This is a genomic window from Anaeromyxobacter sp. K, from assembly GCF_000020805.1.
Classification (GTDB): domain Bacteria; phylum Myxococcota; class Myxococcia; order Myxococcales; family Anaeromyxobacteraceae; genus Anaeromyxobacter; species Anaeromyxobacter dehalogenans.
Map to the genome: position 1 here is coordinate 3,831,755 of NC_011145.1, position 14,887 is coordinate 3,846,641.

The window sequence follows — 14,887 nt, forward strand, 5'->3', positions numbered from 1 at the left end:
CTCGCCCCACGCCGCGGCCGCGCGCGCCGGATCGGCGAGGCGCGCCTCCGCGACCGCCGCCTCCTCGCGCAGCGCGTCCTCGCGCGCTGCCGGCGCGGCCTCCGGCGCGGCCGCCAGCGCGGCGCAGACGTCGGCGAGCTCGCCCCAGCGCTCGCGCGCGCGGTGCAGGCGGCGCAGCGCGGCCAGCGCGTCGCGATCGCCCGGCGCCGCCTCGGCGACCTCGGCCCAGGCCGCGGCGGCGCGGTCCCGGTCCAGCCGGCGCTCGGCGAGCTCGGCGCGCTCGCGCAGGACGGCGAGCCGCCCCGAGGCCGGCACCGCCTCGACCAGCGCGTCGTGCACGCGCGCGCAGGCCTCCCACTCCTGGGCCTCGCCGGCCACGCGCCGCAGCTCGGCCCGCAGCTCGGCGTCGCCGGGCAGCTCGCGCGCGGCCGCGGCCAGCGCGGCGAACGCGAGCGACGCCTGCCCCAGCTCCTGCTCCGCGACGCGCGCGGCGGCGCGGTGCGCGGCGGCGCGGCCGCCGGGCTCCGGGTGCGCCCGGGCCTCGGCCTCCAGCGCCCGCAGCCGCCGGCGCGGGTCCGGCTGGCCGGCCAGCGCGCGCGCCGCCATCAGCGCCGCGCCCGGATCCTCCGCCCCGAGCTGCTCCTCCAGCGCCGCGAGCGCGGCCGCGTCGTCGGGCGAGGCCCGCAGCGCGGCGGTCAGCCGCTCCACCGCGGCGCGCGCGTCGCCCATCCCGGCGCGGATGCGCGCGCTCTCCAGCGCGGCCCGGGTGGCCTCGGCCGGCTCCGGGGAGGCCGCCGACAGGTCGCCGAGCGCCTCGGCCCGCCCGGCCTCGTCGCCGGCGGCCCCGAGCGCGCCGGCGAGCCGCGCCAGCAGGCGCGCGCGCTGCTCCGGGGCGCAGCGGGCCAGGGCGGCGCGGCACGCCTCGGCGGCGGCGGCGGGGTCGCCGAGCCGCTCCTGCAGCACCTCGGCGCGCTGCGCGAGCAGCGCCACCTGCTCGGCCCCGGTCGCCGCGGCGGCGCGCTGCGCCAGCAGGCGGTCGGCGTCGGCCCAGCGCTCGGACGCGAGCGCGGCGCGGGTGAGCCCGGCCAGCACCGCCGGGTCGCCGGGCCGCAGCTCCAGCGCGCGCCGGAGCTGCGCGGCCGCGTCGTCGAACGCGCCCAGGTCCTCCTCGGCGGTGGCGGCGGCGCGGATCCGGAGCGCCGCCTCCTCCTCGGGCCGCCCGGAGAGCCGGCCCGCCGCCTCGACCAGCAGCGCGAACAGCTCGCGGTGCGCGCCGACCTCGCGGGCCAGCGCCTCGCAGCGGGCGCGGGCCTCGGCGTGGTCGGGGCAGGCCCGCAGCGCCGCGGCCGCGGCGGAGAGCGCGCCGCGGCGGTCGCCCAGGCGCTCGGCCCGGACCGCGGAGGCGTCGAGCAGGTGGCGGGCGCGCTCGCGCGGATCGGCGGAGGCGGGCAGCTCCTTCGCCACCCGCTCCAGCATGGCGGCCTGCCGGGAAGCGTCGCCCGCGGCGGCGTGCGCGCGCGCCAGCGCCTGCGCCACGCGCAGCGGCTCCGCGCCGCGCGCCAGCAGCCGCTCCAGGAGCGCCACCGCCTCCGCGCGCTGCGGCGGGGAGAGCCCGCCGGCCTCGACCACGGCCAGCGCCACCCCGGCGGCGTCGGCGTGGCGCCCGAGCGGCTCGGCCAGCGCCTCGGCGCGGGCCAGCTCGATCACGGCGCGCTCGGCGGGGCCCCGCGCGCGCGCCGCGAGCCGCGCCAGGATCGCGATCCGCTCCTCGGCCGCGGCCGCGCCGCCCTGCGCCTCGAGCGCCGCGTGCAGGCCCCACAGCGCCTCGTCGTCCTCCGGGCCCTCGGCGAGCACCGCGCGCCAGGCGGCCCCGGCGCGGTCCGGCTCGCCGGCCTCGGCCCAGAGCCGCGCCAGCTTCGCGCCGAGCGCGCGCCGCTCGTCGCCGGCCGCGTGCTCGCGCCGGGCCTCGAGCTCGCGGGCCAGCTCCTGCTGCTGGCCCGCCCGCGCCAGGCACGACTCCAGCGCCGCGCGCGCGCCGCGATCCTCCGGGTCCACCTCGACCAGCGCGCGCCAGGCCCGGACGGCCTCCTCCGGCTGGCCCAGGTCGCGGTCCAGGATCTCGGCCACCCGGCGCAGCAGCGTCTTGCGCGCCTTCAGGTCGCCGTTCGCGGCCGCCGCGGCGGTGCGGTAGGCGCGCGCCAGCTCCGCGAACGCGTCGGCGCGGGCGGCGGCGCCCTCCATGGCCTTGCGGGTGGCCGGCCGGGCCGGGTCGAGCGCGAGCGCGCCCGCCAGCGTGCGCAGCGCGTCGCGCGGACGCCCCAGGCGCTCCTGCTGGATCTCCGCGAGCCGCTCGAGCAGGCGCACCCGCTCGCCGGGGGAGCGCTCGCGGCGGGCCGACAGCTCCAGCACGCGCGCGAGCGGCTGCCACTCGCCGGCCTCGGCGAGGAGCGGCGCCAGCGCGGCGGCGGCGGCGGCGTGGCCGGGGTCGGCGCGCAGCGCCGCCTCGAGGTGGCGCCGGGCGCGGCCCGCGTCGCCGAGCTTCTCGCGTGCGATGGCGGCGGCGCGCACGCGCAGCGGCGCGTGGGCGGGCTTCGCCGGCGCGGCGGCGAGGTGGCGCTCCAGCACGTCCAGCGCCTCCGCGAAGCGGCCCGCGTCGGTCTCGTGCTCGAACGCCTGCAGCGCGGCGGGCTCGCAGGCGGGATCGAGCTCCAGCGCGCGGCGCAGCGCCGCCAGCGCGGACTCGGCGTCGCCGAAGCGCACCAGGTCCACCCGCGCCATCTCCAGGTGCAGGGCGACCTGCGCGGCGCGGTCGCGGGTCTGCGTCGCGAGGCGCGCCAGCGCGTCGGCGTGGCCGCGGTGATCGCCGCGCTCGGCCAGCACCCGCTCCAGCAGCTCCAGCGCGGCCGGCGCGCCCGGCGCGAGCGCCCAGGCCCGCTCGATCCGCTCCACCGCGCGGCCGGCGCCCTCGGGATCGTAGGCGGCGTGGATCTGCGCGAGCCGGAGCTGGAGCGCCGCGGCGGTGCGCCGGTCGGACGCGCGCGTCGCCTCCGCCTCGAGCCGGCCGGCCTCCTCGCGCCAGGCGCGCGGGAAGCCGCGCAGCCGCTCCCGCGCGGCCGCCGCGCCGGGCGCGGCGCGATCGAGCGCGAGCGCGTCGATGAGCGCGTCGGTCGCGAGCGCGTGGTCGAGCGGCTCGTCCACCAGCGCGGCGCCCAGCCGCGCGTACTCGGCGGCGAGCGCGCGCGGATCGGCGCCGGCGTCGCGCGCGCCGTCGAGCAGCCGCTTCGCCTGCGCGAAGCGGCGGAGCGCGCCGAAGCACTCCATGGCGCGGGCGCGCGCCTCCTCCAGCGAGGGATCGAGCCGGTGCGCGCGCGCGTAGAGCAGCGCGGCGCGATCCCGCCGTCCGAGCCGCTCCTCCTGGACCTTGCCCAGCCGGAGCGTCACCGCCGCGGCGGCGGCCGGGTCGGCCGTGGCGGTCGCCTCGCGCTCCAGCGCGGCGGCCACCCCCGCCCAGTCGCCGCGCTCCTCGAGGAGCTCCACCAGCGCGCGAAGCGCCACGGGGTGCGCCGGCTCGAGCTGGAGCAGCTGCCGGTACAGGTCCTCCGCGCGGGCCACGTTGCGCAGCTTCCGGTGCGCGAGGGTGGCAGCCTCGGCGAGCAGCGGGCCCGGTCCGGCCACGTGACGCGCGCGCCCCTCGTAGAGCGCGATCAGCTCCTCCCAGCGCGCGCCGCGCTCGTAAAGTCCCACGAGCGCGTGAAACGCCTCGTCGTCGCCGGGGGCCGCCTCGAGCGACTCGACGTGGGATCGGATCTGCTCGTCCAGGGAGGGTGCGCTCAAGGTGGCTTCGCGGGGGAGTGAGTGGCGGGAAAAAAGCGCCTGACGACGCGGAAGTATAGGGCGCTGTTCGCAGGAGGGTCAACGTTGTCCCGGCCGGATTCCCTTGCCCTTACGGGCATTTGACTACATCGCCCCCGGTCGCGGGCGGGGTGGCAGGAACCCGGACGACCCAGGGTACGGGGTCGCATTGACCGTCCCTCCGCGGGACGTGTCTGGGGGCGCCGCGGTGCGTTTCCCGCGCAGATCGCGCGCTCCGCCGCCGCTCGCCCGACCGTGCACGAGCGGTGATCGCGGGCGACCGGCGCGAGACGCCGCGCGGCGCGCGCGCGGCGCGGATAGCGCCCGATACCAGCCCGCGATCGCCTCACTGCGACTTCCGCGACGCATCGGCGAGGCGCGGCGCGACCTCGCCGGCCGGCGCGGGCGCGCCGTGCGCGGCGCCCGGCGCGTCCGCCTCCGCGGCCTCGCCGGCGGGGAGCAGGTCGAGGACCGCCAGCACCGCCGACGCCGCGAGGCCGGCGGTGAGCGCGAGGCCGAGCGTCCCGTGCCCGCACGCCATCCCCAGGCCGATGGTGAGGAACAGCACCGCCGCGTCGCGCGGGTCCTTCAGCCCGGAGCGGAACCGGACGAAGCTGCCCAGCCCCACCAGGCCGAACGCCTTCGCCACGCTGTCGCCGATCACCATGGTGATGATCGCCGCGGCGGCGCAGAGCAGGATCTGCGCCTGCGCCATCTCGGTCTTCGGCAGGCGCCGGCCCAGGAGCAGCCGCCAGGGCCGGACCCCGAGCGCCACGCCCACCGCCAGCGCCGCGCCGATGCGCGGGAGCACCGTGCCGAGCGGCAGCGTGTGCAGGTCGATCCCGCTGATCGGGGTCAAGGGGTGCATGACGCCTCCACCGCCGCCGGCGGGAGCGGGGCCGGGCCCGCCGCGTGCGCCGCCAGCGCGAGCGCCGCGTGCGCGTTCCGCAGCACCGGCAGGCTCGCCGGCGCGGCCCGCAGCGCGGCCGCGACGATCTCCCGGCCGCGCGCGGTCGCGGCGAGGTGCCGGAGCGACGACACCGCGGTGGCGGGCCAGCGCGCGACGCCCTCGGCCCGCAGCGCCCAGGCGCGCGGGTGATCCATCCCGTCCACCGCGTCGAGCGCCTCCTTGGTCGCGGCGAGCGCGCGCTCGCGCAGCGGCCAGGTCCACGGCGCCGCGTTGCCCGCCAGCGTGCGGAGCACGCGCTTCGGCGCGAGCGGGAACAGCCGCTCGCGGAGCGCGCGGGCGGGGCCGCTCTCCACCCCGACCGTGCCGCGCAGCGCGGCGAGGCCATCGTGGGCGGCGAGCGCGGCGCGCATCGCGTCGGCGCGCGCGCCGTCCACGCCGGCCAGGCCGCGCCCCACCGCGTCCCACAGCCCCTGCCCGACGCCCTCCGCGCGGAGCGCCCAGGCGCGCTCCGAGCCGAGCCCGGCCAGCCCGCGCAGCACGCCCTCCAGCCCCCCACGCTCCAGCGCCTCGGCGCGGAGCGCCCAGGCCTCCGGTCCATCCGCCGCGACCAGGCCGGCCACCGCAGGCCCGGGCGCGCGCGCCAGGAGCGCGGCCCGCAGGCGCATCGCCTCCGACGACGCGTCGGCGCCCAGGCCGGCCGCCACGTCGGCCGGGACGCGCCCGGCCAGCGCCCACCGCAGCGCGTGCGACTCCGGGTCGGACAGGCCCTCGAGCGCGCGCGCCACCACGGCCGGGCACCGGGCGGCGAGCGCCACCCGCCGCGCGTGGGCGGCGCGGCCGGGGATGCCCGCCAGCAGGTGGGCCGCGAGCGCGGGCTCGCGCGCGGCGAGCGCGTCGAGCGCCGCCTCGAACCGCTCCGCCAGCTCGCCGGTCCCCGCCTGCGCGGCCGCGTGCGCCCGGGGGCGCGCGACGGGCGGCGCGGCGCGGGGCCGGCGCGGGGCGCGGCCGTCCACGCGCGCGGCGATCGCCTCCGCGACCAGGTCGGCGAGCGCCTCGAGCGACCTCCCCTCGTTCGCGACCCGGAGCCAGGCCTCCGGCGCGCCGGCGGCCTCGGCGGCGAGGTGCTCGCGGATCCGGACCTGGAGGCCGTGCCCGGCGAGGCCCTTCCTCGAGCCCGGCTCGTCGGCGCGGCCCTCCAGGATCTTCCCGACGCGCTTGCGCAGCCGCGCCAGGTCGGGATCCACGTCCACCAGGACGGCGAGGTCCGGCCAGGTGCCGCCCGAGGCGGCGCGCACCGCCGCCTCGACCTCGGCGCGCGGGAGGCCGCGGCCGGCGACGGCCAGGGCGAGGATCGAGTGGAGGCTCCGATCGGCGACGCAGAGCGCCCCGCGCGCCAGCGCCGGCCGCACCACCTCCTCGAGCTGCTGCGCCTCGCGGGCCAGGTTCAGGAACAGCTCGGCGCGCGGCGAGAGCTCGAGCAGGCGCGGGTCGCGCGTCAGCTCGCGCACCCGGCGCGCCGCGGCGGTGGCGAGGACCCCGCGCTCGCGCGCGTGGACGACCTCGCGCCCCGCGCCGCGGAGGCGCTCGCAGACCAGGTTGGAGAGCGCGGTCTTGCCGCTGCCGTCGATGCCTTCGAAGGAGACGAGCATGGGGTCAGGCCCTGCGCGTGCGCGCCGGCGCGGCGCGCGAGAACGCCTCGGCGAGCTTGCTGTACGGCTGGGCCCGCGCGGTGACGAGCGCGACGAGCCAGCGCGGCGGCGCGTCCGCCCCGAGCTTCAGCTCCAGCACCGCGCGCGGCTCGGCGCCGAGCGGGGGCGGCAGCCCGTCCGGCCACGGCGGCGCGCCCGGCTCGAGCAGCGGCCAGCCGGCGGGGTGGAACCGCAGCCCGTCGTCGAGGGTGACGCGCCACCCCTCGCACGGCTGCCACACGCGGCGCCGGTACGACGTCGCGACGAGCGGCGCGAGCGGCCCCGGCAACGGCAGGCACGCGAGCGCGCGCGCCAGCGCGGAGCGCGGCATCCAGGTGCGATCCTTGGTGGTGAGCCCTCCCCGCTCGTGCTTCAGCTCCAGCACCACGTGCCCGGGCCGGCCGGAGCGATCCGGGAGGTAGGCCTTCGCCCGCACCTTGACGCAGTCGCCGGGCGACGCGAGCGCCCGGAGCGCCAGCGGCGCGCCGGGCGCGTCGAAGTAGACGGTCGCCACGCGGGTGGTGACCGCTCCCCCGGCGCCGAGCCGCGCCGCGATGTCCCGGGCCTCCCCCGGCGCGAGCAGCACCTTGTGCTCGCGCCGCAGGAGCGTCACCGGTCCCTCCGCGTAGGGCACCACGCTAGAACCTCGTCGCGAGCTGGACGGCGATCGCGTTGGCCGGCGCCGTCTCCCCCGGGCGGCGCGCCCGCTCCCCCTGCACCTTCAGCTTGAGCCCTTCCCCGAAGCCGAGCACCGCCCCGGCCACGGCGGACGATCCGGTGCCCTGCGCGGGCGCGCGGAGTCGCAGCGCCTCCAGGCCGGCCATCGGCGTGACGCGGAGCCGCTTCCCGAGGGGGATCGTGTACTCGACCAGGCCGAGACCGGCGGTGAACGTCCCCTGCTGGATGTGCCCCGTGAGCCCCTCCAGGCTCACCGCCAGCGGCCCCGCGTCGAGCGCCGCGAAGGCGGAGGCCGCCTCGCGCCGGGGCACGTCCGGGGTGGAGCGGCCGGCGCGGTAGCCGGAGGCGCCGAGCTCGAGCGCCCCGGCGAGCCGGACCGCGGCCCGCGCCACGTAGTCCTGCGGCGGCTTCTCGTCGCCGTTGGGCGTGCCCTGGAACACGCCCGCGGACAGCTCCACCGCGCCGTCCCACGGGCGCAGCGCGCCGACCGCGCCGACGCGCCGGCCGCCCAGCTCGTTCCGGTCCACCAGGTAGTCGTTCACCACGCCGCGCCCGATGCGCGGGAGCTTCCACGCGGAGGCCGTCTCCCGCTCGAGGAACGGCGGCTTGAACCGGCCGGCGGTGAGCCGCGTCGAGGAGGGGCCGTCGAGGCGCACGAACGCGTCCTTCAGCGGCTTCGTGTCGGCGACGTCCGCCTCGATGACGGTGAGCAGGCCCGGCATGCTCCCGCGCACCTCGATGCGGGCCCGGTCGAGCGCCACGTCGCGCTTCCACCCGTCGCGCGCGTCCGCCGCGCCGCCGACGAACACCTGCCCGCCCACCTCGATCTGGAGCCCCTCGCGGCGGGCGCGGATCGGCTCCGCCACCGGGCTCGGGGGCGGCGCGACCGGCGCCGGCGGCGCGGACCTCGGCGCAGGCGCCGGCGCCGCGGGCAGCGGGGCGGCGCGCACCACCTCGACGCGCGCCGTGCCGGCCGGCGCGTCGGGCGGCGAGTAGGTGGCCTCGCGGGCGCTCGCCGCCCCGGACGTCGCCGGGGCCGCCGGCACATCCGCCTGGCCGGCGAGGGGCCGGTCGGTGCCCGGCACGGCGGCCGGCGTGGCGACCGCCACCTCGCGCTCGCCCCGCGCCGCCGGTGCGGCGCTCCCCTCCGCCGCGAGCGCGGCACACGGACTGGAGAGCAGCAGCAGCAACGGAAGCGCACGGCGCGTGGGTCGGTATGCGAGCACGGCCGGCCGCGGTGCAACGGCGATGCCCGTACATCCGCGCCCACGCTCCCCCGCCCCCAGGGCGGCCGCGCGGCGCCGATCGTGGAAGCGCGGTTCCCACCCGCGCCCGCGCACCGCCACGCGATCGGCACCGGATCGCCGCGGCGCGCACCCCGACGGAATGGTGCGGCGCCCCGCGCGTGTTCAGACGGGCTGATCCCCTCAAGCGCCGTCCTGCGGCCCGCGCCCTCGGGCGCACGGAGATGCCACATGCGCTCGTTCCCCCGCCTGCTCCTCGCGCTCGCCGCGCTGCCCTCGGCGGCCTTCGCCGCGAGCGTGACGCGCGGCCCCTTCCTGCAGCAGACCGGCCCGTCCTCCGCGCTGGTGGTGGTGGACACCGACGCCGCCGCGACGGTGCAGGCGGTCGCGGACCTCCCGGGCGGCGGGACGGCGCGCGCCGCGAGCGACGGCACCCATCACCTGCTCCGCCTCGAGGGGCTGCCGGCGGCGAGCGCGGTGCCGTACCGGCTCACCGTGGACGGCGTCGAGCGGCCGGGCGGCACGCTCCACACGCCGGGCCGGCCCGACACGGCCGAGGGCCGCGCCGCCATCCTCGCGGTCGTCGGCGACTACGGCACCGGCGATCCCGCCGAGATGAACCACATCGCGCGCATCCGCGAGGAGGGCGCGCAGGCGATCCTGACGGTCGGCGACAACGCCTATCCGGACGCCACCACCGCCGACTTCCTCACCAAGCTGTTCCGCCCGATGGCGGCGCTCCTCGCGGACGTGACGATGTGGCCCGCGCTCGGGGACCACGAGTACCGGCAGGCCTGGGCGCAGCCGTACCTCGACGCGTTCGAGCTGCCCGAGGGACCCCAGGGCGAGCGCTACTACGCGTTCGACTGGGGCGACGTGCACGTGGCCGCGCTGGACTCGAACTGCATCGTCCCGATGGACGCGGCCACCGCCGGCTGCGACGCGAAGACCATGGTCGGCTGGCTCACCGCCGACCTCGCCGCCAGCCGCGCCCCGTGGAAGATCGTCCTCATCCACCGGCCCGTGGTCGCGACCGGGAAGTACGGCGTGTACCCGCAGATCCCGGCGGCGCTGCTCGGGGTGCTGGAGGGCGCCGGGGTGGACCTGGTGCTGCAGGGCCACAACCACCTGTACGAGCGGAGCTGGCCGACGCGGCAGGGCCAGCCGGTGCAGAAGGACTACGACCACCCCGCCGCGCCGGTGTACGTGACGAGCGGCGGCGCGGGCGGCTGGCTGTACGACTTCGCCCTCCCGGCCGAGCCCTGGACCGCGTACCGCGAGAAGATCGACCAGCACCTCCGGCTGACGCTCGAGGGCGGCACGCTGAAGGTGGACTCGATCCGCGGCGACGGCGTCATCCACGACACCTTCACCATCGTGAAGGACGTCCCGCCGCTGCCTGCCCAGCCGCCCGGTGGCGGGGACGGCGGCGGCGCGGGTGGCACCCCGGAGGCGCCGCCCGCGAACGGCGCCGTGGCGGTCGGCTGCCAGGCCGGCGCGGGCTCGGGCTGGGCGCTGCTCGCCCCGCTGGCGGTCGTCATGGCCGCGGCGCTGCGGCGGCGGCGGCAGCGCTAGCGAGCGTCGCGCGGCCGCGCTCGCGGGGAGCTCGCGCGAGCCCGCGAACGCGTGCACGGGCCCCCCCGCAGCTCCGCCCCGCCGGGCGGGGCGCCGCCCCGTAGAAGGGGAAGCCCCCGCGTGCCCGCTTCCCCGCGCGCCGACCGCTGCGCTGCATGTGCTCATGCGACGCACCTCGGCGGCCGCCGTTCTCCTGCTTCCGTTCCTCCTGCTCGCCTGCAACGGCGCGCCCCTCCCCGACGCCTCGCTGGGCGGCCAGCCGGGCGGTGGTGGACCGGGCGGCCAGCCGGGCGGAGGCGGTGGCGGCGGCGGCGCCGGGGCGGTGAACCCCGATGCCCCGCTCGCCGCGCCCGCCTGGCCTCCGCTGCAGACCAGCGTCGAGCCGTACGCGCTCGCGTTCGACGACGCGACGGCGGCCATCGTCTACACGATGTGGAGCAAGGAGTACGCGCCGGGCCGGTTCCACTACCACGGCGCCTGGTGGGACGTGGAGCTGCGCCAGCGCGGCGACGGCTCGCGCGAGCACCCCAAGCACAGCTGGAAGGTGCGCCGCCCGAAGGACGCGCCGCTCGACGGCGAGCGCACGCGCAACCTGCTCGCGGAGTGGCCCGACGGCGGGTACCTGTCGGACCCGTTCTCCTACGGGCTCATGAAGGGCGCCGGCGTCCCCACGCCGCGCGCGCAGTTCGTGACGCTCGACGTGAACGGCGAGCACCAGGGCGTGTACGTCGAGCTCGAGGAGCCGGACGAGAAGCACTTCCTCCTGGAGAACGGCATCGACTCGAACGCCAACGTCTACCGCTGCGGGCTGCGCGACTGCGAGCTGAAGCTCACCCCGCCCGCCCACTACCAGGGCCCGTGGGAGAAGAAGACGAACGAGAGCGAGCCCTCCGACGACCTCGACGCGTTCCTGATCGGCCTGAACCGCACGCCCGAGGGAGAGATCGAGGCGTGGCTGGAGCAGCACGTCGACCTGCCGCGCTTCTTCCGCTTCTACGCGGTGGGCATCCTCATCAGCCTGTCCGGCATCGACGACTCCGGCAGCTACCTCGTCCACGACCGCACGCGCGACAAGTGGCTGTGGGTGCCGTGGGATCTCAACAACGCGAAGCTGGTGTTCTGGCGCGACAACCCGGTGGAGTGGGGCGTGCCGTTCCGCTACGCGATCCCGTTCTACACGCTGTACGACGCGGGCACCCTCGGCGTCGCGGCCGGCAAGGAGGCGCGCTACGGCGGCGCGCACCCGCCGTTCGTGGTGCTGTTCCAGCGCATCTGGGACCGGCCGGCGCTGCGGAACAGGATCCTCGACGAGGTGGAGGCGATGCTCGACGGCCCGTTCGCCGAGGCCGAGACGTCGCCGCGCATCGACGGGCTGCGCGCGCTCATCGCCGGGCTGCTCCCGGCCGATCCCTGGGTGGATCCGGCGCACGCGGACGCCTCGGTGCAGGTGCTGAAGGACTACGTCCGTCGCCGGACCGGGTTCCTGCGCGAGCAGATCGCGCTCGAGCGCCACCGCGGCGAGGGAGGCCTGGTCGTGAACGCGATCGCGCCGGACGCGATCGAGCTCTACAACCGCGAGGACGCGCCGCGCGACCTGGGCGGCCTGGCCCTGACCGGCGACCTGCGCCAGCGGCTCGCGACGCTGCTGCCCGCCGGCACGGTGGTGCCGCCGCACGGGACGCTGCGGCTCCCGTTCCCGGTGGCGGCCGAGGGCGGCGAGGTCGGGATCTTCGACGTCGCCAGCCAGCTGCCGGTGGACGCCGTCTACTACGGGCCGCCCGGCGGGCGGACCTACGCGCGCACGCCGGACGGCGCGGAGACGTGGGCCTGGCGATGAGCGGGGGAGCCGGGGCGGGCGCGCGGCGAGGACCGCGCGCCCGCCGCCTGGATCAGAACGTGTAGCGGACCGTCGGGTAGACCGCGTACCCGCTCGCCTTCGCCTTCGTCGCGTAGACGTAGTCCGCGGCCAGGCCCACCGAGAAGTGGCGCAGGCGCGTGAAGTACTCGATGCCGGGGCCGCCCTGCACCACCACGTCGTTCGTGCTGAACAGGCCCTCGGGCCAGCTCTTCGCGTAGCCGCCGCGGCCGTGCACGTAGAGGTAGAAGCGCTCCCAGTCGTTGCGGTCGGTCCAGCCGAGCAGCGCCACGCGCAGGTCGAGGCCGCCGGCGAACAGGCTGAACGCGCCGTAGCTCGAGCTGCCCTTCTGGTTGCCGCCCTGCCCGTACACGGCCATGGAGAGCCGGTTGCCGAAGTCCATGCCGAGCGTGAGCCCGACCATCAGGCCGCCGGCGGATCCGCCCCCCTTGCCGGCGTAGGGATACTTCGCCGGGTCCTCGGTGGGCGTGTCGGTGAAGCCCATGTAGCCGGCCTCCATGCCGACGAAGAGGCCGCGCTCGACGTCGCGGAAGCGCGCGGCGCGCGGGTCCTCCTGCAGCCGGGGCGCCGACTCCTGGGCGCCGGCGAGGAGCGGCGCGCTGAGCGCCAGGATGGCGAGGATGTTCTTCACGGAGATGTCCCTCCTATTCGCCGCCGGCGGACCGGAGGATCCAGGGGTAGGTGATGACGGCGATGCCGCCGCCCTTGGGCTTGGGGAACTGCCAGCTGGTGATGCGGCTCATCATGCAGTCGTGGACCTTGGCGTCCTCGAGCGTGGTCGCCCCGGAGTCCACCTGCGGGCTGGTGGCGCTGCCGTCGGCCTGGATGACCCACTTGATCGACACCTTGCCCGCGAGCCGCGGGTTGATGGCGAGCTGCTGCTCGTAGCAGTAGCGGATCTGCGCGGCGTGGTCCTGGATGACCTTGCGGACCAGCTCCTTGTCGATCGATCCCATGACCTGGGCGGCGCCGGTGCCGATGCTGATGTCGCGGTCGCCCTTCTTGCCGAGGCCGCCCACGCCGGTGCCGTACGTGCCGAGCCCGCCGCCGCGGCCCTTCGTGCCGACGGCGCCGATGCCGATGGTCTCGCCGGAGCCGCCGCCGCCCGAGCCGGAGCCGCGGATGCCCAGGCCGCCCAGGCCCTGCGCGTCGCCGACCACCGGTCCGAACATGTTGCCGACCGCGCCCTTCAGGTCGCCGCCCAGGCCGCCCGAGCCGAACACGGTGGAGAGCCCGCCGCCGCCGCGCCCGAGCGCGCCGAGCAGGCCGGTGCTCTTCACGACGTCCTTGGCGTTCGGGTCGATGGCGCGCGGCGCGGACCGGGCGTTCGACTTGGGCGCGTCCCGCTTGCCCATCTTGCCCTCGTCGCCCTTGTGCTTCTCGGCCATCTCGCCCGGATCGTCCTTCTGCGTGCCGCCGGCGAGCTTCTCGAGCTTCTTCGGCTTCGCCTCGGGGGGCTTGATGATGAACTTCGCCATCCGGGACGGGTTCTTGAACAGGTCGTCGGCCAGGACGTCGGTGTCGTACGGGAAGTTGTTCGCCGCGACGATGAACCCGGACTGGATGAAGAACAGCACCAGGAACAGGTTGAGCAGCCGGTAGTTGACGCGGTCCCAGAGCGGGACGGGCTTCACCGGCTCCGGCTTCTTCGGGCGCGCCTCGATGGCGAGGCGGCTGCCCACCTCGGCGCGGACCGCGCCGGCGCGGGGCACCGGGATCCAGTAGGCGCCCTTCACCTTCTCGTCGCTGGCGGCCTTGCGCGACTTCACCAGCTCGCCGAACGCCGTGCGCTGCCCGCGCTCGTCCACCACCCCGGTCATCCCGGAGCCGAACGCGAACTTGTAGTCGCCGTCCTCGAAGCGGAGCATCGGGAACTCGGCGAGCGGCAGCCCCTCCACGCGCAGGCTGCACTTCTCGCCGTCGCCCACCAGCACCGGCTGCTTCGGCCGCACGAACGTGGCGGCGTCGAGCAGCGTGTCGCCCCAGAGCACGCGCAGCTCGACCCCGAGGTCGGCGACCGCCGAGAGATCCTCGGCGGCGGCGGCGTCGGCGGGACGGAGCGCGGCGCGGCGGCGCGGCTCGGCGGACCGTCGCGGCGCGGGCGCGGGCGCGGGGGCCGCGGCGGGCTCGGGCTCCGGCCGCGGCGACGTCGCGGGGGCCGCGGCGACCGCAGCGGCCGCGGCGACGAGCGGGGCGGCCGCGACCGGCGCCACCTCGGCGGCGCCGACCGCCGCAGCGGGGGCGGGCGCCGGCAGCTCGGGGTGCGCGTGCCCGTGACCGTTCACGCCGTTGCCGTTCACCTTGGCCGGGCGGGCCGCCGCGGGCGCGGCGACCGCGTGGTTCACCGTCTCGGCCGCGGGCACCGCCGCGTTCGCCGGCGCCGGCACCTCCGCCGCCGCGCCCTCCACCACGATGAGGAGGCCGCCGAGCGTGATCTGGTCGCCGGCGCGCAGCGCGCCGCGGCTGACCTTCTTGCCGTTGACGAAGGTCCCCTCGGCGCTGCCCATGTCGATGATGGAGATGGCGCCGTCCGGCGAGACCTCGATCACCGAGTGGATGCGCGAGACCTTCTCGTCGTCGAGCACCAGGTGCGCCGACGCGAGGCGTCCGATCTTGATGATCTCGCGGCTGAACTGCTCGCTGCGCACGAGCTCGTTGCCGCGGAACACCTTGAGGGTGATGGGGGTGGCCATGGTCTCCCGGGTGGTCGCCGTGGGTGCCGGCTACAGGTCGCCGGATGCCTGCATCACCTTGTCGCGCCAGTCCTCGCGGATCTTGATGAGGTTGGAGTGGTCCACCTTCTGGCGCGACTCCACGTACTCGCCGTCGGGCCGCTTCAGGTCGCCCTCGATGGTGTCGTCCTCGAAGTTGATCACCGTCTTCTTCTCGTACTCGACCTTGCCCTGAGGCTGCTGGGCCGCCCCCTGGCCCGTCGACTGGGCGGACGTCGCGAGGGGAAGGCCGAGCACCAGCGTGAGCAGAAGCATTCGCATCTTGGAACCCCGATTCTCGTTGGCCGAGGCTATCACCGCGGCCGGTGGTGCAAGTAGCAACGGCTGTGCTC

At 77.7% G+C, this 14,887-nt stretch carries 9 protein-coding genes and 1 pseudogene; 2 read left to right on the plus strand and 8 right to left on the minus strand.

What is annotated here, in order from left to right; genetic code table 11:
• Window positions 1–1,032: 1,032 nt before the first annotated feature.
• From ANAEK_RS23695 to ANAEK_RS17075, 5 genes and pseudogenes are all read right to left on the minus strand, one after another.
• Window positions 1,033–3,321: pseudogene (locus ANAEK_RS23695) on the minus strand (hypothetical protein); the annotation flags it as partial.
• An 877-nt stretch (window positions 3,322–4,198) separates the two neighbouring features.
• Window positions 4,199–4,720, minus strand: coding sequence for a DUF4956 domain-containing protein (locus ANAEK_RS17060; protein WP_012527379.1), 522 nt, complete (start codon window positions 4,718–4,720; stop codon window positions 4,199–4,201).
• Window positions 4,708–6,411: a dTMP kinase gene (locus ANAEK_RS17065; protein ID WP_012527380.1), complete on the minus strand. Its 1,704-nt coding sequence runs from the start codon at window positions 6,409–6,411 to the stop codon at window positions 4,708–4,710. Before ANAEK_RS17065 ends, ANAEK_RS17060 begins: the two co-directional genes overlap by 13 nt.
• Before the next feature lie 4 nt (window positions 6,412–6,415).
• Window positions 6,416–7,087: a VTC domain-containing protein gene (locus tag ANAEK_RS17070; protein WP_012527381.1), complete on the minus strand. Its 672-nt coding sequence runs from the start codon at window positions 7,085–7,087 to the stop codon at window positions 6,416–6,418.
• Window position 7,088: 1 nt separating this feature from the next.
• On the minus strand, window positions 7,089–8,318 hold the full coding sequence (locus tag ANAEK_RS17075; RefSeq protein ID WP_012527382.1) for a hypothetical protein: 1,230 nt from the start codon (window positions 8,316–8,318) through the stop codon (window positions 7,089–7,091).
• A 285-nt stretch (window positions 8,319–8,603) separates the two neighbouring features.
• Between ANAEK_RS17075 and ANAEK_RS17080 the strand changes: the two genes are divergently transcribed.
• Window positions 8,604–9,947 (plus strand): metallophosphoesterase, encoded by a 1,344-nt coding sequence (locus ANAEK_RS17080; protein ID WP_012527383.1) that lies wholly within the window; start codon window positions 8,604–8,606, stop codon window positions 9,945–9,947.
• Between the two features lie 163 nt (window positions 9,948–10,110).
• The gene (locus ANAEK_RS17085; protein ID WP_012527384.1) at window positions 10,111–11,784 is read left to right on the plus strand and encodes a CotH kinase family protein; all 1,674 of its coding nucleotides are present in this window, start codon (window positions 10,111–10,113) and stop codon (window positions 11,782–11,784) included.
• A gap of 52 nt (window positions 11,785–11,836) precedes the next feature.
• Here ANAEK_RS17085 and cglE read toward each other — a convergent pair whose 3' ends face one another.
• The 3 genes from cglE to cglF are packed head-to-tail and all read right to left on the minus strand — an operon-like array spanning window position 11,837 to window position 14,816.
• Window positions 11,837–12,454, minus strand: coding sequence for an adventurous gliding motility protein CglE (gene cglE / locus ANAEK_RS17090; RefSeq protein WP_012527385.1), 618 nt, complete (start codon window positions 12,452–12,454; stop codon window positions 11,837–11,839).
• Between the two features lie 13 nt (window positions 12,455–12,467).
• A complete protein-coding gene (gene gltG, locus ANAEK_RS17095; RefSeq protein ID WP_012527386.1) occupies window positions 12,468–14,516 on the minus strand; it encodes an adventurous gliding motility protein GltG in 2,049 nt (682 codons plus the stop codon).
• A gap of 30 nt (window positions 14,517–14,546) precedes the next feature.
• Entirely contained in the window at window positions 14,547–14,816 is a 270-nt protein-coding gene (gene cglF / locus ANAEK_RS17100; protein WP_012527387.1) for an adventurous gliding motility protein CglF, read from the minus strand.
• Window positions 14,817–14,887 lie beyond the last annotated feature (71 nt).